The organism is [Ruminococcus] torques ATCC 27756 (assembly GCF_000153925.1).
GTDB classification, from domain to species: domain Bacteria; phylum Bacillota; class Clostridia; order Lachnospirales; family Lachnospiraceae; genus Mediterraneibacter; species Mediterraneibacter torques.
In genome coordinates, this window is the sequence record NZ_DS264347.1 from 1 (window position 1) to 25,801 (window position 25,801).

Below are 25,801 nucleotides of genomic sequence, written 5' to 3' on the forward strand. Positions count from 1 at the left end.
TGGAACGTGGTTCCGTAGTATTAGATGTGACCTATAAAATCCGTGTAAACGTAGAAAAATTCAATCACCATTGAAAAGACAGTTTTGTGTAGTCCGGTCGTAAAACCCAAAATGAGAATACACTACATGCAGATTTGTTTCTGGCAGGAATTTCTCAATTAATAACTGTCATGGTTGCTGATAAAATTCACCAGCATCAATACATACGAAGTTTAAATCCGATCATAGCATAGGACTTACCAATTTCATAAGCCCATGAGGTTTATTTGTTATGCCAAGAAATGAACGATTTTCACTTCCTATCCCAAGAATCGTGCATGACAGGAGCCTTCGCCTGTTTTTAGTCAGGATTGCGGAATATTTCGCATTTACCTATACATACATAACAAAGTGAGCTAACATACCTCAACGCCCTCCTTCCCTTACTCATAAAGGGCTTGGCCTTTGCGCGCCGCAGAGCGGCAGACTTCCTCGATGCGGCATACACATCCTCCCGGAGGGTTTTATGCTGTAAGAAATTAAAATTTGCTACAGCATAAAAAAAAGTGCAAATGAAAATCTTGTCATTCACACTGCAGATGTATATATTTTACCATGAAATAATTTGCTTGTCAAAGAGCAAAACAGTTGACATCATTCCACGTGGGTGTTATGATTTTTTTATATTAGATGAAGCGTTTTGTATAACTCATTTCAGGTTCGCAAAACAATTTTTTTCATATAATAACTAATAAAGGAACGAGATAGAGGTCGCATTTTTCATAAGTACGATGACGGATGTATTCAAGAGCAGAAGAACTCATCAGAAAGGGGAAGATGCCGAAAGGATATGGAGACTTGAACCCTTTTCCTTGGGCATGTCGTCAACAGCGCCATGACTGTCATCGCAAGATGGAGAGCTATCGAAGTATACCGTAAAGTATATTTTGAGACGGCGCATCCTGCCGTTTCTTTTATTTACGCAAAGCACTATCAAACGAACGCAAACATTTAAGGAGGATTTAATTATGTCAATTTTCAAAGGCGCAGGCGTAGCGATCGTTACTCCTATGAAATCAGATCTTGAAGTCAATTACGATAAACTTGCGGAACTACTCGAAGAACAGATTGCAGGAAAAACAGATGCGATCATCATCTGCGGAACGACCGGAGAATCTGCAACAATGTCCGAAGAGGAACACAGCAAAGTGATCCGTTTTGCCATTGAACGTGTAAACCACCGTATCCCGGTGATCGCAGGCACAGGATCCAACTCTACACGCACAGCGATCCAGCTTTCTCAGGAAGCAGCCAAAGACGGTGCAGACGGACTTCTTCTTGTCACACCGTACTACAACAAAGCGACGCAAAACGGTTTGATCGCACACTATACACAGATTTGTAACTCCGTCGATATCCCGGCGATCCTTTATAATGTGCCGAGCCGTACAGGATGTGCGATCCAGCCTACAACTGTAGCTCATCTTGTAAAAAATGTAGATAACATCGTCGGCATCAAAGAAGCTTCCGGCGATATTTCGGTCGGTGCAAAGATCATGCATCTGTGCGACGGAAACATCGACCTTTACTCAGGGAACGATGATCAGGTAGTACCTCTTCTTTCCCTTGGCGGAATCGGTGTTATCTCCGTACTTTCCAACGTAGCTCCGACTTACGTTCACGACATGGTAACAAAATATCTTTCAGGCGATACGGCAGGAAGCTGCAAAATGCAGTTAGACGCGCTTCCGATCTGCGACGCTCTTTTCTGCGAAGTCAATCCGATCCCTGTAAAAGCCGCTATGAACATGATGGGCAAAGAAGTCGGTTCTCTTAGAGCTCCTCTTACAGAATTAGAAGAGCCTCACAAAGAACTGCTGAAAAAAGCAATGACTGAATTCGGTCTGCTGTAAAATTTTCTGTTTTGAATCTTTTTACTGCATATATTCTGCTATAATTAATCATTAAAGAGGTCTGCTCCACTTAGTGGAACGGACCTCTTGCTTTTTCATTGTTTCGATTTTCTTCTGTTCGATTTTCTTTTATTCTATTTTCATCTATTCTATTTTCTTCTGTTCTTTCTGTTCCCTGCCGATAAGATTGCGATCATCCCGCCTGTCAAAATGACAAAGAAAATATAAACTGCCGGATCTGTTTTGTCACCGGTTTTCACAGAAGCCGTTTTGTCTGATTCTTTCCGCGGCTCTTCTGTTTTGCCTGCTGCTTTTATCACCGCCGTTTCTTTATGACCACATACAGTACAGCTCCGCTCTTTTCTTCCGTCCTTTTTCTCTGTCGCTTTCTCTGTCACTTTCCATTCTCCGAATGTATGCTCTGCCACATCAGTTTTATTTTTACAGATCGTACATTCGTGCCAGTGAACCTTTCCGTCCGAACTCCATTTTTCTTCATATTCATGCGGCGTCACCGTACATTTAACAGGATCGCTCTTCGCGCCTAAAGAAGTTAACGTTGTTCCGTCTTTTTCCAGAACCGCAAATACTTCAACAGCGTAGTTTCCGCTTTCTGTAACTTCCAATTCCGCAGAAACAGCTCCATTTAACAACGCTCCGTCTTTGTACCACCGATAAAGATAATTCACCTGCTTTGTATCGTGTTCTGCCGAAGCTTTCAGCCGGATCTTTTTGCCGATGTGTACAGTCTTGCAGTCTGCCGTAACGGTTACATTTTTCGGTGCTGAAAGTTCTTCTGCATTAACAAGTTCATATGTTTTAGATCCGTCTTCATGAACAGTTTCTTTTACGATCATTCCGTCAATTCCGGATGTCACTTCCAAAACGACTCCGGGAGCAACTGTCAATATTACGTTTTCTCCTTCCAAAGCTTCCTGTTTTACAGAAGAGTTTTCGTTAATATATATGTGAATATTTCCGTCTTCCGTATTCGATCCAAGCGCTTCTTCTACTGTATTATAATATGTTGTCTTTCCGTCTCTGTCCGTTGCCGCAGCAGCTACATCCTTTGCAACTTTTACGGTAGTATTGGATTTCATTGTGTCAAGAGTCTTTTTATCCGGATCAAAACGGGTCGTATTATCTCCGCTTGTAATTACTTTGACCGCACCTTTTCCTGCTGCCGGCTGCAAAGATCCGCCTGTCACAGAAATATCTGCTCTCACATCTGATTTTTCTTCTGTATTATAGATCGTGACCGCATTACCGTTTACGCTTTTAAGCGTTCCACCGAGAATATTAACGACAAGAGAAGAATCATTGATGCAGCCGTCGTACATCTGCGCCGATCCAAGAAACGCTGAACCTTCAGGATTTGCCCCACCGTTTTGCGGCTTTTCTTCTTTCCATTCGCCGCTTCCTGTGATGACCGCATTATCCTTGATCGTAATTGTTCCCATTTTTGCTTCGATCCCGGTTCCTCCTTCGATCACCGCATTGCCGCCGATCGTAAGTTGTCCTTCCATCGGCCAGTAAATAGCTGTTCCGCCCGATATATTTTTCAGGCTTCCGCCTGTGATCGCAACTTCCGCTCCTGCCGACTCCTGATTGTTTCCCGAAACCGGAAAATCTTTTGTCTCGATCCTACCGCCTGTAATCTCTACTTGCGCCGATACAGTACCTTCTTCGTTTCTGTTGCTGTTAAACACATCGATCCCGCCGTTTCCTGACAGCACCGCATCCCCCGAAAGAGTCATCTTTGCTCCGATCAACTGAACCGCAGATTTCCCTTCTCCTGCTGCCATAAGATGGGCCGATGCGCCTATATGCACTTCGCCGAACTGTGAAAGAACCGTATTTCTTGCTGATGCCGTCAACGTACCGCCTGTGATGTTCACGATTCCGCCTACATTCTGCACAACTCCCTGACCGGTGATCTCACTGCTTTGGATATTTAAAACCGCGCCGCCGGTATTATTGATCATGATCAGCGGGTACGTTCCCACACTGCCATCAATCTTTCCGCTTCCGACAATATTGAATGTTCCCCGATTCGTAAACATAAAATTGCCTTTGAATCCTGCTGCCGCCGATACAGTAAATCCATTTGTATCTAACGTCACATTCTTTGTCAGCAAGATCGGTTGTGAAACTTCTGCATTTTCTAAAAGCCGCAGTACGTCCCCGTCTTTTGCCGCTGCAAATGCTTCGGTAAGAGTCGGATATATCTGCTCTCCGATCTGAACTTCCCCTGCCGTCCTTTCCTCCGCCTGTACATCGACTGCATCTGAAGCTTCTTCGGCTTTTTCTGTATTCTGCCGTACCGCTTCCAAAACACCCTGTTTTGCCTGATTTTGTCCTTCTGCCTGCACATCCGATTTTTCTTCATTCTGTGTTTCTGCCGTCATATCCGGCATTTCTGCTGATATTTCTTCCTTTTGTGTTTCTGCTGTCACATTCGGCGTTTCTGCTGATATTCCCGCTGTCGGCGCGATATTTTCGCCTTCTTCCACTGTTTCTGCATTTGCCGGAATTCCAGCCGGGATCATCATAGCCGCCACAGTTAAAATAACCAGCCATTTCCTAATAAATTTGTTTTTCATCTTACTCTCCTTTCCCACCATACATAATCGTCATGCATTAAGTGTTTTTTCTTTAATAATACGATGCTTTTTCTGCTTCTTCAATATATTTTCAGTAAATTCCGACTTTATTTACAACAATTAACCATTCTATCTCAAAACGCCTGTTTCATGACCTCTCCTGAAATCCATTTAAGTTATGTTCCGTTTTTATCGAAACTTTTCAAATTTTTTCAAAAAATAACTATATTTTTCTTGACAAATCCGATATGAATAGGTATTATATACAAGTGACTTGCGATAAGAAGTCAAACATACATAGGGGATTGGTCAAATGGTATGATAGGGGTCTCCAAAACCTTTGGTGGGAGTTCGATTCTCTCATCCCCTGTTGACCGAAGAGTCAGAAACCTTGAATTTTCAAGGCTTCTGGCTTTTTCATTTCCCGGGTAATTCCAATGTAGTTAAGTATGTAGTCAAACAGGAATCATTCCTAAAATGAGATAGCATTTTCAATCTGTTTTTCTTTGTTTTTCGTTGTTTTATTGCTGAAATAATATAATTTTTTTGTTGTACTGATATCACTGTGTCCCATTTGTTCTGTAATAAATCCCTCATCTACATCACTATCTATTAAGGTTGTTCCGTAAGTCTTTCGTATCTTGTGCATGGTACGATGTGGGATATGTAATTCATTACATATTCTGGACAGTCTTTTATTAAAAGTATTTCCTCTGATACGTTTTCCGTTATGCTCGAATAAATATGTTCCTGATGTATTCAGTTCCAATATTTGATTCAACGTATCCAGTGCGGTAGAGGATATGATTAAATCCCGATTACCAGCGTCTGTTTTAGCGTGTTCTTTTACAGCTACAATCCATTTATTGTTTTCGTCTCGGTATTTATCTTCGGTACGTCTGATTTTAATAATACGTCCGTGTAAGTCTTCTTTCTTTAGAGTGCTTAGTTCACCGACACGTAAACCTGTCTGAAATGTAAGCAGAATACCAAGATTATAAATATCCGGCTTTGCTTTCAGACGTTGAATAACTACGGGAATTTCATCTTCCATAAACACTTCTTTCTGCTTGTCTATAATCTTCCGTTTAAAAAGATTATTCGGCAATTCCAAATCTCCAAAAAATTCAGTGATACTGATTGCAGTATACTTTTTCTTCTTACCGTATTTGAAGATACCACGAATCAATGTCCGTAATCCGGCATATGCCTTTCTGGTAAGTGTAAGGTCACGAATGGTGCATTTGATAAATACTTCCAAATCATCTTCTGTGACATTTTTAAATTTCTTTTTGGTAATTGAAACAGAAGTGTAGTGGAAAAATCTTTTGTAATCGTTCACGTATCTGTCATAAGACGCTTTCTGTATCTCGCTGAAATCCAGTTTGCGGTTTATCCATTCATAGAAAACATCATCAATATAAATTTCTTCCTGTAGAGCCTTGTAAAACTCTACAATGACATTTTCCAGTTCTTCACGGGTATTTCTGCGTCTGTAAAGTCGTTTTCCGTCTTGTTGTGGAAGATACGTGGAATAAATTTCTTTTCCCGATTTGTCTGTTGTTACTGTAATTGCGTAAACATGCTGTGCAAGTATTTCCTTTCTTTCCATATCTGCTATATCATTCAGCATGGTATCTAAAGAGATTATACCTGTTTGGATTGCGTAATTCAATAAATCTGTATCGTCATAAGCGTTGGGTTCAGTCATAAATTACATCAATATGATAAGGGTATTGTCTCAAAATATCTTTTTTCTCTTTAATTTTTTCTATGTATAGTTAATGCCCTGTATTTTTTAATTTTAAATTTATATTGTCATTTATCTGGTATTATGGGCGAATCATTCAGATATTTCGCTTACTCATTATCAGAATAACTCCTTTCTGTTATTGGTAGTTTGGAAGATTTTTTGTAATCTTCATAAATTTTTATCTGGGTATCATTCATCTTTGCCTGTTCGATTAATACCTGTATATAATCGCAGTTATCCAGTTCTCCGATTTTTGAAAATAATTTTAAAGACGGAGCAACGGAACTTTCTAACCAGTTCCAGATACTATCAAGTGTCTTTTTCTGCGGTTGAATTGTCAGATTTATTTTCTCTATATCTTGCATAAATAATTCCCAAGGGGGATAAGTAGGATAAAGTCTTTTCCGTGAAGTGGATTTGTTTTCCGGCTGTTCAAGAAAACGGATTTTACCATTTAGTACAGACATTGCAATTTCTGCAACATCACGTCTGGCGATTAATTCTTGCACAACTATATTTGCCCGTTCCTGTCGGAATCGCAGTTCATATCTGTTCCAGTTCGGGTCTAATTCTTTGCCAAATTTTTCTGCCTGTTCGTACCCTTTTTCATAGAAAATGATTCGGAAATCACTGTTGCTACTCCCAAGATAAAGCGTGTTTCCTTTATGAACAGGTATTGATTCACTTAATTCACCAGAAGCATTTTCAGAATAATTACGTAACTGACTAGATATTAAGCCTTGCTTTGTTAAACGTATCAGTTCCGGAATGTTAAGATATGGTTTATGGTCATCTATTGCTAAATCAATTCGTGGAAAATTCACATGATACTGACATACCCTTGCGAAGAAATCAAACCATGTTTCTTTGTTTATCACAAGGAAGTTTTCATAATTTCTACAGCCAGAGCCACTCATTAATATCTGAAATCCATTATACTGCATTTTGCCAGTTGGTTTTAGGATCTTGATATTATCAAATCCGGCAACCAGTTCATGTCCGGCAATTCCTTTCCCTTTATTCTGAAGTTCCATAAGTGAAAGAGGAATTTTTAGGATATCCGTTATGACAGTGAATAAATCTACATCTTTCACTGTAATCTGACACCAGTCAATTAAGGCTGTCAGACTGTTTTTTTGTCGTGTTACCCTCCTGTTAGTATAGGAGGGTTTTGAAAGACCTGATTTACTTCTTTCTTCCAAATAATAATCCTCCTTTGCCGATAGTGGCAGAGCCACTATCCCCTGTCTCTTGCTGTCCGTTTGGTACGGACAGCAAGAGACAGGAAGTTCATAGGTTACTATGCATTTTTCTGAGAAATACAACGAATCCCTTTACAAGTTACACGCTCTACCAGTGTAGGATAATTTCCTCTCTGAACATATGGAGCATAGACAGGTGTATCCAGTTCCACTACAGAATATGGTCCGATAGTTGGGATTTCTGTCATTTCCAGTCGAATATCAACACTGTTACCAAGTTTCATACTTCCAAGATGAAGTTTGACCGCTTCGATATCTTCGGTTTTCTTTCTGGTATCTTTGTCATAGCGGTAGCAATAATCAGCTCCCATATAACGAAGTTCCCCGAATACCTCTTTGACCTGTTCTTTTGTTAATGTAATCTGCATAAGCATTATCCTTTCTCCCCGTATCACCGATAGGACAGTTGTCTTAATAAGTAATGAAATCCATGGACATTTAAAGTTTAGTTATTTCTAAACTGCTTAAATCATAGCATTGAGCAAAATGAAAATCAATACAAAGTTTAGAAATTTATAAACTTTTTATTTTCTTTGAAGAGTATTTATGATATAGTGAGTACAGAAATGACAAATTAGCCACACAGAGAAAGTAGAGGATATCGGAATGAATACGATAGCAGAACGAATCAAATTTGCGATGAATGTAAGAAATGTAAAGCAAGTGGAAATGGTACAGAGAACAGGAATTACAAAGGGAGCGTTTAGTTCTTATCTTTCTGGAAATTACAATCCTAAAAAGGATAAACTGGAACTGATTGCTGACGCACTGGATATCAATATTAACTGGTTGATGGGTGAAAATGTGCCAATGGAAAATAGCAATGCTACAGATAATCAGACTACGGGATATGTGTTTTACAAAGAAATGGAATATTTATTGAACGATAAGGATACTGCATATATCGGATTTCAGACACAGTATGGGGCATTAATTCCAAGATATCGGATATATGTAGATGTCAGTTTAAATGAAATGCATATCGTACCTATTTTTTTACGGGAAGATTCAAAAGAATGTTATCAATATCCAAAAGAACTTACTCAACCAGAATCATATGAGATATTTACAAGAGATTTTGCCAGTATTCATATGACACTTGCCACTTCTCAGATATATTATTATGGAATCAATGAAAAGATATTAGAAATGGAAATCTCTTCGTTTGCCTATTCGTCCGAAAAAAATTGTTATGTAACGAGTGATTGTCAGCCTGTCTTGTGTGATGAATTTGTCCGTGAAATAGAAAAGGAAGTGCTTTATCTCCGGAAAGTTTCCAGATAACAGACAAGAGGACTTGCAAGGTTCGTGACCTTTCAAGTCCTCTATATAGCATGGTGGTATTGGATACCGTCCGTTCTGTCAAGGACTGCCCTGACGGCGTATCGGCTTCGCCTTGTTCCTTGACATCACTAGGTAGAAAAAGATAGTATCATAACAAGGATTTTTCCTTTAAACGTTCTCTAATATGTATTTCGGTTAATGGTTCATCAAAATCAACAGTTAATAAAGTTACCCCCTTTTCCCGACATATTCTTGCTTTTCTGAAATCGTGTTCTTTTTGCTTTTTCAACTGTTTTTCACCGCCCCAATGTTTGATTGGATTGTAATGTTGCTGTCCTTGATATTCTATTCCAAGTTTAATTGAATCAATATAAATATCTAATTCTAATCCCTCTAACCATTTAGGACGATAATGTGTTTTAACTTCATAGTCGGGATAAATAGTTTTAATAATATTAGCCAAAGTTGTTTCACTGACCCAAGATTCACCTACATTTTTAAAACCAAATTCTTTTCTTACAGTGTTTTCGATACTTTTTTCAAATTCTCTTCTTGCTTCTTTAGCTTGTGTATACAAAATATCAGAGTTTGGATTAGCTTCACTTTGTTCACTGGCTAATATAAACTTATCCCAATATTTTAATATACTTTGAGGACATTTATCTCTGAGTATTAATTGCTTTTGTATATTAACATGTCCTTCTAACATATAGTCTATACCATATTCTAAATACCGTTGTCGAATATACCAACCATATTGTCGTCTAAATGCAGTTCCATACATTGTTGAACAATATTCTTCTTGTGGTAATTTCCCATTGCATTTGTGACATATTTTACTTTTAAATTTGAATAAAGAAAGTGGATTCCCAGAATTTTTTGATGTTATTTCTTCTATAAGTTCTGGAAATTCGTCCGTTCTTAATACGATTTTTTCGTCTTGATGTCCGAAAATTTCTTGCCTTTTCTTTTCTAGCGCTATATAGTTTTGTATGGCTTGCTTTTCGCAATCACAAAAATAAATATCTTTAGATTCTCTAGATTTTTTAAAAGCGAAGAATCCTCCATATAAATCGGGGTATAAAACATAAGGAAATGGTAAATCTTCTAATGGTTCTTTAGGAATATACTCATAAAATGCATTAGGATTGATTAATTCACTATATTCACCTGCATTTGCTTCCAAAACTTTCTTAAAATGCCACATATCCGTTTTTGTTTCAAATTTTTTCCCATTTAATAGTATGGTGACATTTTTCCATTTCCGAATTTTGGAGATTATGTATTCAATAAAAATAGTATTATCAATATATTCTTTGATGGTATTTATAGTAAAAGAATGGGATTCATTATTTTCCGTATAATTTGGCAATGTTTTAGCTTTGCCAATTATATCATCGTAATATTTCGATTTAGTTTTTTTAAATTCAACATAAACGATATTATTGTTTGATAAATTTTCAGTGTTCCAAAATTTATCCGAAATACAATCTGGTATTTGAGTGTGTTCGTTATATCCCTCTATTGATAATTCCAAAAAATTCATAATATGTTGGTCTCCTTGCTTTATTTTATAGGGCTATTGTAACATTGAACGATAGCAACTGCATACCATCATAAACTATTCAACACAATTTTTTGTTTCCAATTTTCCATCGTCTGATGTATACATGATTTGAAATGTCATACAATTGTGTTGATAATGCCATTCAGTATTATATACTGATATAATAATTTCGTTCGGATAGCCTGTAATATCATAAGAAAAGCGAACATTTCTATACTTATTCCCAACTGCCTTTTCAATGAGTACTTCTGCATATTTTTCTTTGTCCAAGATAAACAGCTTATTAGCAATAACATCGAACTCCTGTTTATAAAAAGTATCAGAAGTACTGACCATAGTGTTGACAGCTTGTTCTTCGCGTCCGTATTGTAAATATCCCAGAAGAGCAACAATACATATCAATATTACCATAATAATATAGCGTTTTTTCATACGACACCTCTCAATTCAGTGTTCGTATACGAACACTATTATAAACGCTATTTTACGCTAATAATAATTACATAGCAAGGAATTATGAAAGAAAGCGGAAAATTCGTGAGATGATTAAATACGATAAATTATGGGAGACAATGAAAGCCAAAGGCATTTCACAATATGATTTGTATACGCATTATCATATGAACCGTTCTCAATTGAACAGGTTAAGACATAATCAGAATGTTGAAGTGAATACCATTGATAAGCTGTGTAATATATTGGATTGTAATGTGGAAGATATTATGACACATTATCCAGACGATAATGTATTTTAGAGGGGATATGAAGTGACGTATGAAAAAGATGACACCATGCTGAACGATTTCTCCTTTCTTGTTTTTTACCACCCATGTAGTCAAAAGGTAGTCAAATGTAGTCAAAACTCAATCGAAGAAATGCTTATTTTACGGGGATTGTGAGGATTTCCCACAGGGTTCGATTCTCTCATCCCCTGCTTTCAGAAACGCCGGAAGCCTTGATTTTTTCAAGGTATCCGGCATTTTTCATTTTCCGGAAAATTCCTATAAGGAATGAAATAAAAAGAAAAATCAAACTATTTATTGACACAGTGCTTAGATTCAATGCAATGATATTAAATCATTCGTTTTCGATAAATCAAATCTAATTTAAAGCAAAGACAAACAATAGATAAAAAAACAGCGAACAGCGCTTAGCAAGGAGGAACATGGGATGGGAGAGATAATAAAATTTCTTATATATGCTATTTCTATGTGCGCCATAGAGCTCGTGATCAATTCTTTATATAACCGAAAAAGTATCACTGACAATGCCGGCCGGAATGAATTCCATTATGTGCTTAAAATCCCCGGAGCATTAAAATATACATGCATGGCTTTCTTCATTTTAGGATTATGCATGTTTTGCATCTTTTTTGTATTTAAACTACAGAATAATCCAACTGTAACAAACGGACACCTATGGATGTGTTTGGGGGTAATGGCAATCGGTCTTCTTGGCATAATCCGGGCAAGCAAATGGAAGATCGCGGTAAACGGAAATCAGATGGAGATACAACGTTTATTTCGGAAAAGTATAGTTTTACAGATAAGTGAAATTGAACGTGTGGAAATCGGGAAAAAGAACCAACTACTTTTATACGCCAGCGGTAAAAAACTGATAACGATTGATTTTCTTACCGAGAATTATGAATACCTGGAAGAGACATTAAAAAGAAACGGGAAGTATTGACCGGCTCTGCGTATTTCCTCGCAAGCCGATCCAACTTCCCGCCTTAACATTTCAAAAGTGTAACCTTTCAGGGATTACAGCTTTTACAGGGGCTGTACCCATCCTCAAGCAGCTTAGATCTTTTTCCTTTATATGGTTTCTTGTTTTTCTCTTTCATATCTTTCACCCCCGCACAATCCGGCCTGTGGAATTTATGTGTACTCGTATTTAAAATATACTCGCTCTCTACAGACACTTTTCCGGCGCCGGATGTCCCCGCCGCCTCTTTTTCATCGTCATCTTCTGCTCTGTTATCTCCTGTTTTATAGTCAATGATAATATCCGGCTGTATATTGTACACATAAACATTAAACTTGATTCCCTTTCCGCCATCTTCTACAGATTCCGCTTCCATCTGTACTCCTGAAGCAACAAGATTTTCATTTTCAAATATAGGCGTTACACGATACATCACATGATTATCTGTTTCATGCACATATTCTGCCACAAGATTTTCAAAAGGGAGCATTCCCTCTGTATTCATATACCGTGTTCCGGTAATCAGATTTTCTTCATTTGCATTTTCTCCGGACAACTGATACGCGATCAAATGGCAGCGATTATACAGCGATCCTCCCTCCACATTTTCATACCGAACAGACTGCCATCCCGTCGGCTTTACACTGCTGATATCACCGCGCTTTTCATCAGGCATCAGTTCTTCTCCCACGCACGCTTCTGCCGTCTGACATCTCCCGTAGCTGTCCAAAGGACTGTACTGCTCATAAACTGTCGTCGTCATCTCGTCCTCTGTAAACGCCGGCTCGTTTCCGTCCAATATCACGTATGGTTCTCCTTCATATTCCGGCACTTCAACAGCAGAATCATAACTTTCTTCACTATATGCAGAATCAAAAATTTCTTTCTGAAGATTCTGCCATCCCTGCTGCCTGCCAACCCCGTTACCGCCTGTACCGCCGCCAAGCGCCAGTTCGGCAATGACTGCCGCTCCTGCTAACAGCGCACATGTACTCGTAATAATAATCCCTTTTTTCTCTTTGCCATCTTTGATACTCCCATTTTTCCCGATCAGATATATTTTTTGCAATACCTGTTTTATCTGCCGGCTGTTCTTCTTCGTTTATACGAAATCTTATTTATGAAAAATCATTGTATCACAGAAGATTCTTTTCTGCAAAATCAGATCATGACAATACTGCATCTTGCAAATTTTTCATACACTCGTTATTATTGAAGTACATAAAATTTACGGAAAGCAGGAATACACTATGGCAAATCAATGTTTTGACCAAAAACAAGAATCACTCGAACCGGAACAAGAACCTTCCGACAAAAACGAACTCTTCCACTGGATACTGACACTCGCAATCGCAGTTATCATTGCCCTTTGCGTCAACCGTTTTGTCCTTGTAAATGCGGAAATTCCTTCCGGTTCTATGGAGAATACGATCATGACCGGAGACCGTGTTTTCGGAAACCGGCTTGCTTATATATTCGGCGAACCGAAACGGTTCGATATCATTATCTTCCGATACCCGGATGACGAAAAGCAGCTTTTTATTAAACGCATCATCGGACTTCCCGGTGAAACAGTGGAAATCCATGACGGACAGATCTTCATCGACGGCTCGAAAACCCCTCTTAAAGATGTAACGACAAAAGAATTTATGCAAGGTTCTTTCGGTCCTTATACTGTACCTGACAACTGTTATTTCGTCATGGGGGATAACCGAAACAACTCAAAAGACTCCCGCTACTGGGAACATACTTTTGTTACGGATGATGAAATCGTCGGAAAAGCTTTCCTACGGTACTGGCCTCTCAACAAAATCAAATTCCTCTGATCAAATCCCGCTTAAGCAGATCTCACTCAATCGGATGGACTTCTTCAATCAAAAGTCCATCCAGTTTTTTCATGTCTTTCTGACGGATTCCGTAATTCCCGCGCCCTTCTTTTTCTATATGCAGTACAACATCTTCCGCTCTTCCATAAAGCATTCCCACCTCTGCCTGTTCTTTTAGCACCTCATAATAAATCTGATAAATCTTTTCCTGCATTTCTTCATCCGTAGGCATCTGCGCGCCTTTCGTCACATGATCTGTAACTTCTTTCGCATACTGCTCTGCACGACTCAAAAACAGATCATATGTATCAGTAAAAAGTGTGATCGGTTTTACTTTCACCGAAACGATATATGTTCCGTCTTTTTCCTTTTGCGCCTCCCCTACTGTATAATTTACTTTTTTTGCAATTTCACCGAAGAGTTCTCTGTATTTTCCTTTTAACGAATCCGGCATATCAGATGCATCAAACCCCTGCATCGTCGCATCCAGATTCTTTTCAAATACTGCTTTTGCCTCCTTTTCAGACACATCTGCCACTTCCTGATACAAGGTTGTCTTATTTTTATAAGACACATCAAGCACAGCCTGCACATACTTTGATGCATCAAACCTGTTCACATACAGATAAACGCCAACTACAGAGGCCAGAATCATAACCCCCACAGAAACACCTATCAATATTTTCTTTAAGTTACAACCCTTTTTATTCATACTTTTCCCTCCTGTCATTTCGCCACAGTATAACATCTTCCAAATAAAAAAAAAGAAGAACTCTGTCATATAGACAAAAATTCTTCTTTCTATTATCCATCACTTTATTATTTCAATATACACTTCACTCTCACATAAGAAGCCGTCTCCTCATCTGTCACTACCGCCTCTGCGTTTTGGGTGTGATCTGTCGGATAGAGAATCTGCTGCACATCAAATGCTTTCGGGATCAGCTTTTCTTTCCATTGATCTACTTCCTCAGGTTCTTCATAAAAATGCACATAACTTCCGCCGCTTACATTCGGCAAAACCGCAGAAGTTTTCTTTATTTCTACAGATTCAACAGGATAGTCTTTTATCTGTTTTTCCGGATCAATCCCCCGGCTTTCAAGGAAATCGCATGTTTTTTCAAAAAACGGATATACGATAAGCTCGGTTTCTTCTCCGTCTGCCGGAGACGAGATTTCAAGAATTCCGCATGGACAGGCTTTCGTAAGCTGCTCCATCTGAAATCGGAACACGTCTTCTTTGTACCGCTTTAAAAGCTCCTCTTTTTCCTCAGCTTCTATTTTCATAGTCTGCGAGAAAACGCCGTCTTTCCAACTAAACTTATCTTGTCCCACTTCCTCAAGCGAAACTCCTTCATAAGCAAGCGTCTTATACTCTTTTGTTTCATAAACGGAGGAAAACTTGCGCAGACTTTCTTCTGTCACCGGATAAGTCCGATAATGTCTGCTCCCGCCTTCTGTTTCATAACAAACAGTCGCTTTCGTCACCGATTTTTGTTCTTCCGCATCTCTGCCGTTCACAGCAACCGCCAAATCTTTTGCCCATTGAAGCGTCATTTTTTTACCTTCTCCCGTCATACGGAAGCGATATAAATACTTTTCTGTCACCGTATTTTCCTGTCCGTCGAGCATTTCATATTCATCGCGGCTCATTCCCACTCCCTCGATCACAACGCTTACCGCTTCCGCTTCTTTCGGAAAATATCCGTCATAAAAACGTGCGCCAAACATCATAGCAGGGCCTATACAGGCGGCGGCAATACTTACTGCCGCAAACTGCCCCTTCCTCCGCAGAAGACTAACCCCCTGCTTCTTCACAGCCAGTTCTATCAGGTACTGTACAAAAAAAGCTGCCGCCGCCCCACACAGCGCTTCCACAAACCCGAAAAGTAAACTGTCTGTTTTCGTCAATTCCGCTGCAAATGCCGCAAACCACGCTCCTGCCAAAACGGAAAGCAATATTTCTGTCAGTCTTTGCACATTGCGAAACATAAACGGTGTTCCTACATATTCCGGTTTTCTTTTCTTCTGAGCAGCAGAAAACAAAACGAACAGAACAGCCGCCCATACAACAGCAGCGATTATGTAAGGCGCCGGAAGCGGATACTGCAGAGCTATCCTCTTCTCATATATTCCAAGTCCCGCCAGCCGTTTTGCCAATCCAAACGGAGATAGTATATTATTTAGTTTTTCAAGCAATTCAATTTTGTAATAAGTAACAAAATAATGTTTTGCAAACACTTTGATGACATTTTCAATAAATAAAGAAGAATACGCAATGATCGAAACACAGAGTGAGACTGCACATATAAAATTGCCGCATACCGAAACACATAAAATCCCTATATGATAGAAGATTAAAAAAGCAAATCCAAACGCAAGAATACTTTTCGCGGTATAACTTCCGACAAAAGGAGCAAATTCCGGATCGACCATCGCCTGCCATATTCCACATACGGAAATCATGAGCAAAAACGGAAGAAAGAAATGGATCACCCCATGCGTATATCTAGACCAAAAGATCATTCCTTTTTTCACCGGAAGACTGTAATAAAAATCCTGTTTCTTCTGCTGCAGCAAATAAAAGAACTCCAGAAAAGAAAACAGGACGCCCAGTCCCATACTCAGCCAAAGCAGAACTGTATTTCCAATCCCGAAAAACGTATAGGAAGTATCAAGACTTAAACGCATTACAAGAAGGACAGTATATATAAAAAATGTTGTCCATCCAAACAACGCGGTAAGGTGTCCTCTTCCGGCTTCTTTCAGCCAACTACCGAAGCACTTTACGGATGTCATACTCTTTTCCCTCCATTTCGGCAATAAAAATCTCTTCTAACGTCATCGGCACTTCTTTCATAAACACAGGCGAAAAACTGTTCAGCCGGGCCATTGTTTCCGGCTGCATACGAACGATAAGCGTCACAAAATATCCATCCGCATGAAAACGAATAAGATCGACCGCCTTTTTTACTTCTTCAAGATCGGTCTGTTCCGAAAATACACACTGATATTTGCATATATTTCCGGCCTGATGCCTCATATCTTTCGAGGTCAGGACTCCTCCTTTATGAAGGATCGCGATACTGTGGCATATATCCTCAAGTTCCCGAAGTTTATGAGATGCCACTACCACCGTAAACTTCCGTTCTTTCATTTCCTGACGAAACAGGTTTTTCATCACTTCCGTCACGATCGGATCAAGACCGTCGAACACTTCATCACAGAGAAGGTATTTTGTTCCGGCACAAAGGGCAAGGATAAGAAATGCCTGACGTTTCATACCTTTTGAAAATGTACGAAGTGGGCGCTTCGTTTCCAGATTCAATTTCCCCGCCATATAAGCCGCCGCCTCAGCATCCATGCGAGGATAATATTTCTTATAAAACAAAATCATTTCTTCCATAGAGGCGTTCGGAAAAAAATAAGGATCATCCGGCAAATAAAAAATCTCTTCAGATACGTCTCCGGATGTGATATTTGCACCGTCAACGACAATGCTGCCGTCATCGGCTTCCAGCACTCCCGCAATCATACGAAGGAGCGTTGTCTTCCCCGCTCCGTTCGTTCCGAGCAGGCCGAGCATCTCTCCTTCCGGAATATTTAAAGTAATATTATTGACCGCACATACATCATCAAAATTTTTCACAAGTTCTTTCACGCAGATCATCTGAATCCCCTTTTCTTAAACAACCTCCCACGGGTCTTTCTTTCCGGCTTCACGGAGAATACAGCTTTCTATCGAATGTTTTACCATATCGCTCACAGCCTGATCGGTATAAAACGCCATATGCGGCGTGACGATCACATTCGGGAAACCACGCAGAACATACAGATCTCTTTTGGACAATATATCTGATTTCCTGTTGTAATAATACATTCCAAGTTCATCTTCGATCACATCCAGACCGGCTGCGCCGACTTTCCCGGATTCCAAAGCTTCGATCAATGCCTTTGTGTCGATCAGACTTCCCCTCGCTGTATTGATAATAACGACACCGTCTTTCATATTTTTCATCGCAGACGCATCGATAATATGGAAATTATCTTCCGAAAGCGGCATATGCAAAGTAATCAGATCACACTTTTCATAAATCACCGAAAGATCCGCATACTCCGCGAACTGTTTTACCGCTTCATTCTCATATTTATCGTACGCATAAATCTTACACCCGAAACCGTGCAGATCCCGGATCACCGCTTGTCCGATCCTCCCCGTACCGAGAACTCCTATTGTAAAATTAGGAAGCTCACGTCCTTGAATCCCCGGCAATGAAAAATCATTGATCTCCGCCCTCTGCATGATCCGTTTCATTTTTCGGATCGACATCAAAATAAGCATCATCGTATAATCCGCCACACATTCCGGCGAATAGGATACGTTGCTCACGCGTATTCCGAGCTGCCGCGCCGCCTCCAGGTCAATGTGATCGTATCCGACTGTCCTTGTCGATATCATCTTCACCCCGAACTCACGGAACTTTTCCAAAAGAGGTCGGTCGATCTTCGTTGTGATAATGCTTACATATTCATACCCTTTTACAAGATATGCATTTTCAAGCGATGGCGCCTCTTTGCAGATACCAAGCTCCACATGATACTCTTTTGAAAATTTTTCAAAATATTCCGCCTCGTCAAACTCTCTGTAATTATATACAAAAATTTTCATTCTCATCACCTCGCACAATAATATTTGCCTTATTTTACTCCCCTTTTCTCGAAATGTCTACCTCTGTTTTGTTCATACTTTTCCCTGCCTTTTCATATAAATATGACAAAACTTAAGAGGTTTATCTACTATGTTTTCAAACATATCTAAAAAAACTTTTTTCTTACTTCCCGCTCTTTTTCTCTCATCCTATGTGATCGGAGCCGGAGCCGGAAGCCTCACCTCTGCCGCTGCCGAAGGAAACTGGGGATTAAGTTTTCATGAAGAAAACACACCGCCGACAGCTAATGCTTCCACAGATGAACTTGCACAGTATGACGCTTATTATATGCAAGATACAGATGAAAAAATACTCTATCTTACATTTGATGCAGGATACGAAAACGGAAACACAGAAAAATTTTAGACGTATTAAAAAAGCATGACGTATCCGCTGCTTTTTTCGTTGTCGGAACATATATCGAGTCAAATCCCGAACTCGTCAAGAGGATGTGCAAGGACGGACACATCGTAGGAAACCATACATGGCATCATCCTGATATGTCGCAAATGTCAACTCTTGAATCATTTCAAAAAGAATTAACGGATGTAGAGAAAATATATAAAGAAACCACCGGAAAAGATATGGTTCGTTTCTATCGTCCTCCGCAAGGAAAATACAGCAAAGAAAACTTAAAAATGGCTCAAGATCTCGGATACAAAACTTTTTTCTGGAGTCTTGCCTATGTCGACTGGTACGATACAGATCAGCCTACAAAAGCAGAAGCGTTTGATAAACTGCTCAAACGCATCCACCCAGGCGCGATCGTCCTGCTCCACAGCACATCAAAAACAAACGCCGACATCTTAGATGAATTACTGACAAAATGGAAAGAAATGGGTTATCAGATCAAGCCTTTAACCCAACTTCCTTAAGTTTTCGCTTATCCAAGCGCCACATCAAGTATCATCATCAGAACAAAGCCTGCCGCCACTCCGATCGTTCCGATATTGGAATGTTCTCCGGCCTGAGATTCGGGAATGAGTTCTTCTACAACGACATAGATCATGGCTCCTGCCGCAAAAGACAAAAGATAAGGAAGGAGAGGCACGGCGATTCCGGTCAGAAAAATGGTGATCACCGCCGCAATCGGTTCTACAATGCCGGACATTGCCCCGTATAAAAATGCCTTTCCTTTTGACAATCCATGACTTTGCAGAGGCATGGATATAATTGCCCCTTCCGGAAAGTTTTGAATTGCAATCCCAATCGAAAGCGCCAGCGCGCCGGCAAGAGAGATTACCGAATTTTCTGTCATTACTCCCGCAAACGTCACTCCGACCGCCATCCCTTCCGGAATGTTATGAAGCGTTACCGCAAGGACAAGCATCGTCGTTTTTTTTAACTGAGACGGAACTCCTTCCGGCTTCTCTTCCGTAAAGTGGAGGTGTGGGATCAATGTATCCAAAACAAGAAGAAAACCCATTCCAAATAAAAAGCCGACTGCCGGAGGCATCCATGAAATTCCTCCCGCCTGCTCTGACATGTCAATGGCCGGAATAAGAAGCGACCAGACCGACGCCGCGATCATTACTCCCGACGCAAATCCGAGAAGCATTTTCTGCAGGCGGACATTCATTTCCTTTTTCATAAAAAATACCATTGCCGAACCAAGTGTCGTTCCGATAAACGGAATCATTATTCCTAATAAAATATTACTGTTCATCTCTATTCCTCCGATTTTTATACTGCCGCGGACAATCTTCTTCACCATATCCACCGCCGACTGTAATATAGAATTACACCGATACTTTATCCTATGCATATGCCCAAAACTCTGACACATATATTCATAATTCATATATCGGATCATATCATACGTTTCTGCATATTGCAATTATTTTGATATCTATTCTCATTTCGTCTTTTTCAACGCTCTTCTTTATAGTAATATTGTTTAATTTTTTTTATTTTTTTATCCTTTTTTTAGTTGTTTCACACATAGAATTAGTGTATAATAAGTTTAACACATTTGAGAGGTGATATTCTCAAACAATACTTACATAAAGGAGAGATTCGCCATGGTATATTTAGTAACAGGCCCGAGAGGCAGCGGAAAAACTCAGCAGATGATCGATCTTGCTAACGAAAAAGTAAAAACATCTAACGGTAATGTAGTATTTATCAAAAAAAGCCATAAAGATACTTACACGGTTGACTTCAATATCCGTGTAATCCGCATGGCTGATTATCCGGACGTTCTAACGCTCGAAGAATTCGTAGGTTTCCTTTACGGTATGGCAGCCGGAAACCATGATATCGAAGCAGTCTTTATTGACAGTGTTTTAAAACAGGCTAACATCACTCTTGAAAGTCTTGCCGCTTTCCTTCACAAATTAAACAAGATTTCAACAGAAAACAATATTGATTTTTATCTCAGCATCAGCGCGGATAAAAAAGATATTCCCGGAATCGATTCATCTGATTGTACAGTTGTCAGCTAACTGCTACATCTATATTTTATCGACAGTCACCTGTACAGCAAAACGGTTCACAGCGCTATTGACTGTGAACCGTTTTTTAATTCTTTTATTGTATTGTTTTCACTTCGGTAAGCGACAGAACCGTATTGCTCTTTTCGCCTTCTTTATATTCTATCGTCACCTGATCTCCCACGTTATAGCGGATAATGTCAATAAAATCAACAACCGACACATCAAATATATCGTCAGATCCTTCCACCATAATATAGTAATGTGAGTTTCCTTCCACTACTCCCTGAGCAATTTTCGTAATCGGAGCCGTAATCGTCTGTACTTCCCTTACGTCTTCCTCTTCTTCTTTAATACCGTTTTCATACATTAAATCTGTATAAACGCTTTCACACTCGCTTACAGTATCGCCGATCGCAACGATCTGATATTTCTGAACATTTACCATCGCATACTTTTTCACAAGTCCCGCATCATCTTTAAGTGCAATAAAATATGTCGGTTCTCCTGAAATATTTAACAGTAAAGGAAACGTCGCAACATATTTCAAGTTCTGTACCTGTCCTTCTGCAGAAGACATCGCAGACGCCTCTGTCGCACCTTCAACTTCGTAAAATTTAGTTTCCATCGTACGCTGATTCATCAGAACAAACCCGACATTCGACTGATCGCCTGTGATCGAAGTAACTCCTGTATAAACCCATACATCATCGTTGATCGCCAGATAATTATATCCGTCCGTTGTGGCAAGACAGTCTTTCTGTCCGAGCACGCTGTTAAAATATCCATGCTTCAATGTTCCGTAATAATCGTATAATTGAACAAGAAGATCTGCCGAATATACGCGATCTACCCACTGCGGAACGTCTTTGACTTTATAATCTACCGTTTCTCCGGTAACTGCGTTGCAAAGCACAACCCGATCCACTGTCACACCGCCGAAAAGACCGATATTATATTTTTTCACAGGGCAAACCCAATACGGCGTACCTTCTTCGTCTACTTCAAAGCTTAAATCATTAAAAATATATGTCGGATACTTAAATCTCAAATGACGATAAATATTTCTGTTAAAATGATCGCTTGTCGTATATTTCATCCCTTTTTCAAGTTTCACAAGCTCCGTATTCTGTGTTGCCATATCAATCTTGATATACGCCGGTATTCCATCTGACTGATTCGTAAACCATTTGATGACGCTTGCGTATTTCAGCGGAGAAACACGTACAGGACGATCCTGGTAATTGATCTGTGAATAGAGCTCATCCACTTCAAACTGAGAAACCATATCAACCATACTTCCCATCTTTCTGTTACCCAGAAGCGTCGCAGAATCACGGTCAAGAAGCGGAATCTGATCAAAAGAAAGTTCCTCTATATCCTTTGTAAACTCTCCGGTCTCCACTTTCATAAGCTTTTGATATTTCTTTGCGTTCACTATCGGAGAGGAAAGAAGAGATCCCAACAGATATACCGCTACGATCACTACAAGAACCGTAAGAATCGCTTTTAATCCTTTCGATTCCTTCATCTCGTATCTGTTTAACTTTTTCTTCCTGACATAGATCAGCGCTGCCAAAACAACAAGAATCACAAGGAAGATCCAAAATTCTGTCGCATGAATGTTAACTGCAGGAAGAGCTACGTAATAGTAAACACCAAGCAACGCGATCACCGCCAGTACAACCGCTATCTTTCCACCTATTTTTTTCATATACTTTTCTTACCTTTCTGGAATCCCATTTTAAAGCTTCTCTCTAAAACCTCTTTCGCCAAAGATCAGGTGACAGTATCAGAAGATAAGGGAATATTTCCAATCTTCCGAATAGCATATCAAAACTAAACACAATCTTCGACAGCGCAGAAAACGCATGGAAATTATCGGTAGGGCCTACTTGTGAAATTCCCGGTCCTACGTTGTTTATTGTTGTCAAAACTCCGCTGAATGATGTGGCAAAATCAAAATTATCAAGCGAAACAAGCAGCACTGACACAATAATGATAAATACATATGCCGAAAAATAAATATTAATGCTGCGCATCGTATCTGCGCCTACTTTCTTTCCGTTCATCCTAACCATCGTCACCGCATTCGGATGAAGCATCTTATGAATTTCCTGACGGATCGATTTGCAAAGGATCATAAAACGACTTACTTTAATACCGCCTCCCGTTGATCCCCCGCATGCTCCGATCACCATAAGCATCATCAGTATCGTTTTAGATAACTCGGGCCACTGTTCAAAATCGGCCGTATAAAATCCCGTTGTCGTAATGATCGCCCCTACCTGGAACGAGGCATAGCGAAACGCGTGCGCCACTGTTTCATACATACTCAATATATTGATCGTAATCGTTACGATCGCCGCGGCAACTACTCCGAGATACACTCTAAGCTCTTCATTTTTCAACACGCTCTTCCAGTCTTTAAGCAACAGCAGAAAGTAGAGATTAAAGTTGATTCCGAACAAGATCATAAACACGGTGATCACGCCGTCAATATATGCGCTGTCATAAAATGCAACGCTCGCATTTCTGTTGGAGAATCCTCCTGTTCCCGCCGTACTGAACGAATGAACGACAGCATCATACAAATTCATTCCGCCAAACATAAGGAAGATCACTTCCGCGATCGTCAGAACAAAATACATCTGATACAACAGTTTTGCCGTATGACGAACTTTCGGAACGAGTTTATCCATCTCCGGTCCCGGCACTTCGGCCCGCATAAGCGACATAGAATTATCCGTATCAAGAGAAGTGATCATCATCACAAAAACGAGCACTCCCATTCCGCCGATCCAATGTGTAAAGCACCGCCAGAAATTCATTCCTTTCGGAAGAGCCTCTATATTCTGCAAAATAGTAGATCCGGTCGTCGTAAAACCGGAAACCGTTTCAAAAACCGCATCAATATAATTCGGAATACAATCCGACAAAAAGAACGGAAGCGCTCCGAACAACGACCATAAAATCCACGCAAGTCCGACGATCACAAAGCCTTCCTTCCCGTAGATCTGTTTGTTCTCCGGCTTTTTCCTTCCCAATCCAAGATAAAGAGCAAATAATACCGCCGCCACTACAAGAAAATAAACTCCCGTTTTTTCTTTGTAAAGGAGAGACACCACCGCCGGTATAAGAAGCAAAAGCCCTTCCGTACCAAGCATTTTCCCCAGTATATACACTATCATCTTTTTATTCATCTTACTGTACCTGCGCTATAATATCCGAAAGATCTTCCAGATGTTTTTCCATCGTAACAACAATCACGCTGTCTCCTGCCTCTATGCTGTCATTTCCATTCGGTATGATAATCTGACGCTTTCTTACGATACATGCGATCAGATTATTCGGTTTCACTTTCAAATCTTTCAACGTTATACCTGTATAATTCGTTTCATTTTTCACAATGAACTCCAATGCTTCTACTTTTTCGTCCACAAGTTGGTACATCGTCTCTACATTTGCGCTCTTTTGGGAGTTCTTTCTCGCTCTGACGTAACTTAAAATCGCATCTGCCGTTGCCGTTTTCGCCGAAACGATACTGTCGATACCGAAATCCGCTACCATTCTCGCCCTTCTGTCTTCATTCACTTTGGCAATAATCTTTCCCGCGCCCTGGCTTTTCGCATAAAGCGAAAGAATAATGTTTTCTTCATCGATTCCTGTCAGCGCAACAAATGCATCTACATTCTCCACGCCTTCTTCACTTAAAAGATCATGATCTGTCGCATCTCCGTGGATCACTGTTACTTTCGGAAGACAATCGCATAATTCTTCACACCGATTTTCGTCTTTTTCGATGATCTTTACATGCATTCCGATCTTACAAAGTCTCGCCGCCAGATAATAGGCCACCCGGCCTCCTCCGCAAATAAGAACTTTCTTGATCTTTGTCTGAAGCTGACGTTTTCCATGCATTTTGAAAAACGCTTCCATCGCCTCATGCGCACCGGTAATATGAAGTTTATCCCCTGCCTGAAGTACATATTCCCCATCCGGTATAAATACTTTTCCCTCATGTTCTACCGCGCAAACAAGGATTTTGATCTGAAACTTTTTATAGATTGCCGCAAGAGACATTCCTACAAGACGATTGTCCTCCGAAACAGTAAACTCTATCAATTCAACTCTTCCTTTTACAAACGTCTCAATCTTACTCGCAACCGGAAACAGAAGCAGACGACTGATATCATTCGCCACAATCAATTCCGGATTCACCGCCATACTAAGATGAAGCTCTTCTTTTAAAAGACCGATCTGTTTAAAATAAATCGGATTACGCACGCGGGCGATCGTATGACGAGCTCCGAGCTTTCTTGCAATAAGACAGCTCAACATATTACATTCATCTGCCGATGTACATGCGATCACCAGATCTGCATGCGGCACATCCGCCGCTTTTTGCACGTCGGCATCCACCCCGTTTCCGTGGACGCAGAAAATATCAAGTCTGTCGATAGCAAACCGAAGTTTTCTCTCGTTACTGTCGATCATCACAATGTCATAATCATCCGCCGAAAGCTGACGGGCCAGTTTATATCCGACTTTCCCATCACCTATAATCACAATCTTCATTCTCTTTCCCTCTAACTGATTCTCTTAAATATCATTTTATAATTTTAAATTTTATGTCTGTATTTCTTGACAGTAGAGCAATTATAGCACCTTTACACATAAAGTACAATGATCTTTGCAAATTCTTAACGAACCGCCGTCATAAGAAAAGCAGAATACCGCACACCATAAAAGATGCGCGGTATTTG

21 protein-coding genes, 1 tRNA gene, 2 pseudogenes and 1 riboswitch are annotated in these 25,801 nt (G+C 40.0%); of the genes and pseudogenes, 9 read left to right on the top strand and 15 right to left on the bottom strand.

Going from position 1 to position 25,801, the window contains the following annotated elements; translation table 11 throughout:
- Together RUMTOR_RS13890 and dapA are read left to right on the top strand one after the other, a co-directional pair.
- Positions 1-233 (top strand): annotated as a pseudogene (locus RUMTOR_RS13890) (ISNCY family transposase); the annotation flags it as partial.
- Positions 234-736: 503 nt separating this feature from the next.
- Positions 737-910, top strand: a riboswitch (Lysine riboswitch).
- A gap of 97 nt (positions 911-1,007) precedes the next feature.
- Positions 1,008-1,892, top strand: a complete 885-nt coding sequence (gene dapA, locus RUMTOR_RS05080) for a 4-hydroxy-tetrahydrodipicolinate synthase (protein WP_004846066.1) — start codon at positions 1,008-1,010, stop codon at positions 1,890-1,892.
- 149 nt (positions 1,893-2,041) lie between these two features.
- On the opposite strand, the gene RUMTOR_RS05085 is transcribed toward dapA, so the two are convergent.
- On the bottom strand, positions 2,042-4,495 hold the full coding sequence (locus tag RUMTOR_RS05085) for a hypothetical protein (RefSeq protein ID WP_009243442.1): 2,454 nt from the start codon (positions 4,493-4,495) through the stop codon (positions 2,042-2,044).
- Positions 4,496-4,794: 299 nt separating this feature from the next.
- Here RUMTOR_RS05085 and RUMTOR_RS05090 point away from each other — a divergent pair.
- Positions 4,795-4,865, top strand: a tRNA-Trp gene (locus RUMTOR_RS05090).
- A 102-nt stretch (positions 4,866-4,967) separates the two neighbouring features.
- Here RUMTOR_RS05090 and RUMTOR_RS05095 read toward each other — a convergent pair.
- From RUMTOR_RS05095 to RUMTOR_RS05105, 3 genes are all read right to left on the bottom strand, one after another.
- Positions 4,968-6,206, bottom strand: a complete 1,239-nt coding sequence (locus tag RUMTOR_RS05095) for a tyrosine-type recombinase/integrase (RefSeq protein ID WP_004846068.1) — start codon at positions 6,204-6,206, stop codon at positions 4,968-4,970.
- Between the two features lie 149 nt (positions 6,207-6,355).
- Positions 6,356-7,450, bottom strand: coding sequence for a replication initiation factor domain-containing protein (locus tag RUMTOR_RS05100; protein WP_044998000.1), 1,095 nt, complete (start codon positions 7,448-7,450; stop codon positions 6,356-6,358).
- 98 nt (positions 7,451-7,548) lie between these two features.
- Entirely contained in the window at positions 7,549-7,878 is a 330-nt protein-coding gene (locus RUMTOR_RS05105) for a hypothetical protein (protein WP_044998011.1), read from the bottom strand.
- 238 nt (positions 7,879-8,116) lie between these two features.
- On the opposite strand from RUMTOR_RS05105, the gene RUMTOR_RS05110 reads away from it, so the two are divergent.
- Positions 8,117-8,794 carry a transcriptional regulator gene (locus RUMTOR_RS05110; protein ID WP_004846071.1) on the top strand — a complete coding sequence of 226 codons (678 nt, stop codon included), beginning with the start codon at positions 8,117-8,119 and terminating at the stop codon, positions 8,792-8,794.
- Positions 8,795-8,942: 148 nt separating this feature from the next.
- Here RUMTOR_RS05110 and RUMTOR_RS05115 read toward each other — a convergent pair whose 3' ends face one another.
- Both RUMTOR_RS05115 and RUMTOR_RS05120 read right to left on the bottom strand, forming a co-directional pair.
- Positions 8,943-10,340: a PDDEXK family nuclease gene (locus RUMTOR_RS05115; RefSeq protein WP_004846072.1), complete on the bottom strand. Its 1,398-nt coding sequence runs from the start codon at positions 10,338-10,340 to the stop codon at positions 8,943-8,945.
- Positions 10,341-10,415: 75 nt separating this feature from the next.
- The gene (locus RUMTOR_RS05120; RefSeq protein ID WP_004846073.1) at positions 10,416-10,793 is read right to left on the bottom strand and encodes a hypothetical protein; all 378 of its coding nucleotides are present in this window, start codon (positions 10,791-10,793) and stop codon (positions 10,416-10,418) included.
- A gap of 110 nt (positions 10,794-10,903) precedes the next feature.
- Here RUMTOR_RS05120 and RUMTOR_RS05125 point away from each other — a divergent pair, with 110 nt between their 5' ends.
- Both RUMTOR_RS05125 and RUMTOR_RS13720 read left to right on the top strand, forming a co-directional pair.
- Positions 10,904-11,116, top strand: a complete 213-nt coding sequence (locus RUMTOR_RS05125) for a helix-turn-helix domain-containing protein (protein WP_004846074.1) — start codon at positions 10,904-10,906, stop codon at positions 11,114-11,116.
- Positions 11,117-11,570: 454 nt separating this feature from the next.
- On the top strand, positions 11,571-12,050 hold the full coding sequence (locus tag RUMTOR_RS13720; RefSeq protein ID WP_416983973.1) for a DUF6560 family protein: 480 nt from the start codon (positions 11,571-11,573) through the stop codon (positions 12,048-12,050).
- A 67-nt stretch (positions 12,051-12,117) separates the two neighbouring features.
- Here the strand turns inward: RUMTOR_RS13720 and RUMTOR_RS05135 are convergent, their stop codons facing one another.
- Positions 12,118-13,128 (bottom strand): DNA/RNA non-specific endonuclease, encoded by a 1,011-nt coding sequence (locus RUMTOR_RS05135; RefSeq protein ID WP_416983975.1) that lies wholly within the window; start codon positions 13,126-13,128, stop codon positions 12,118-12,120.
- Positions 13,129-13,318: 190 nt separating this feature from the next.
- On the opposite strand from RUMTOR_RS05135, the gene lepB reads away from it, so the two are divergent.
- The gene (gene lepB / locus RUMTOR_RS05140) at positions 13,319-13,894 is read left to right on the top strand and encodes a signal peptidase I (protein WP_004846080.1); all 576 of its coding nucleotides are present in this window, start codon (positions 13,319-13,321) and stop codon (positions 13,892-13,894) included.
- Between the two features lie 22 nt (positions 13,895-13,916).
- On the opposite strand, the gene RUMTOR_RS05145 is transcribed toward lepB, so the two are convergent.
- From RUMTOR_RS05145 to RUMTOR_RS05160, 4 genes are all read right to left on the bottom strand, one after another.
- Positions 13,917-14,606, bottom strand: a complete 690-nt coding sequence (locus tag RUMTOR_RS05145; RefSeq protein WP_009243444.1) for a hypothetical protein — start codon at positions 14,604-14,606, stop codon at positions 13,917-13,919.
- A gap of 107 nt (positions 14,607-14,713) precedes the next feature.
- Entirely contained in the window at positions 14,714-16,693 is a 1,980-nt protein-coding gene (locus tag RUMTOR_RS05150; RefSeq protein WP_004846083.1) for a DUF6449 domain-containing protein, read from the bottom strand.
- The gene (locus RUMTOR_RS05155; protein ID WP_004846084.1) at positions 16,668-17,564 is read right to left on the bottom strand and encodes an ABC transporter ATP-binding protein; all 897 of its coding nucleotides are present in this window, start codon (positions 17,562-17,564) and stop codon (positions 16,668-16,670) included. The genes RUMTOR_RS05150 and RUMTOR_RS05155 overlap by 26 nt, the downstream gene beginning before the upstream one ends.
- Positions 17,565-17,579: 15 nt before the next feature.
- Positions 17,580-18,563, bottom strand: a complete 984-nt coding sequence (locus RUMTOR_RS05160) for a D-isomer specific 2-hydroxyacid dehydrogenase family protein (RefSeq protein ID WP_009243446.1) — start codon at positions 18,561-18,563, stop codon at positions 17,580-17,582.
- A gap of 130 nt (positions 18,564-18,693) precedes the next feature.
- Between RUMTOR_RS05160 and pdaA the strand changes: the two are divergent.
- A pseudogene (gene pdaA / locus RUMTOR_RS05165) lies at positions 18,694-19,478 on the top strand (delta-lactam-biosynthetic de-N-acetylase).
- 8 nt (positions 19,479-19,486) lie between these two features.
- On the opposite strand, the gene RUMTOR_RS05170 reads toward pdaA, so the two are convergent.
- Complete coding sequence (locus RUMTOR_RS05170) at positions 19,487-20,269, bottom strand: ZIP family metal transporter (RefSeq protein ID WP_009320980.1); 783 nt, start codon at positions 20,267-20,269, stop codon at positions 19,487-19,489.
- Between the two features lie 355 nt (positions 20,270-20,624).
- On the opposite strand from RUMTOR_RS05170, the gene RUMTOR_RS05175 reads away from it, so the two are divergent.
- Positions 20,625-21,047, top strand: coding sequence for a PLC family EF-hand domain-containing protein (locus RUMTOR_RS05175; protein ID WP_004846089.1), 423 nt, complete (start codon positions 20,625-20,627; stop codon positions 21,045-21,047).
- An 85-nt stretch (positions 21,048-21,132) separates the two neighbouring features.
- Here the strand turns inward: RUMTOR_RS05175 and RUMTOR_RS05180 are convergent, their stop codons facing one another.
- The 3 genes from RUMTOR_RS05180 to trkA are packed head-to-tail and all read right to left on the bottom strand — an operon-like array spanning position 21,133 to position 25,613.
- Positions 21,133-22,749, bottom strand: coding sequence for a hypothetical protein (locus RUMTOR_RS05180; RefSeq protein WP_004846090.1), 1,617 nt, complete (start codon positions 22,747-22,749; stop codon positions 21,133-21,135).
- 43 nt (positions 22,750-22,792) lie between these two features.
- Complete coding sequence (locus RUMTOR_RS05185; protein WP_004846091.1) at positions 22,793-24,238, bottom strand: TrkH family potassium uptake protein; 1,446 nt, start codon at positions 24,236-24,238, stop codon at positions 22,793-22,795.
- A gap of 1 nt (position 24,239) precedes the next feature.
- Entirely contained in the window at positions 24,240-25,613 is a 1,374-nt protein-coding gene (gene trkA / locus RUMTOR_RS05190; protein WP_004846092.1) for a Trk system potassium transporter TrkA, read from the bottom strand.
- Positions 25,614-25,801 lie beyond the last annotated feature (188 nt).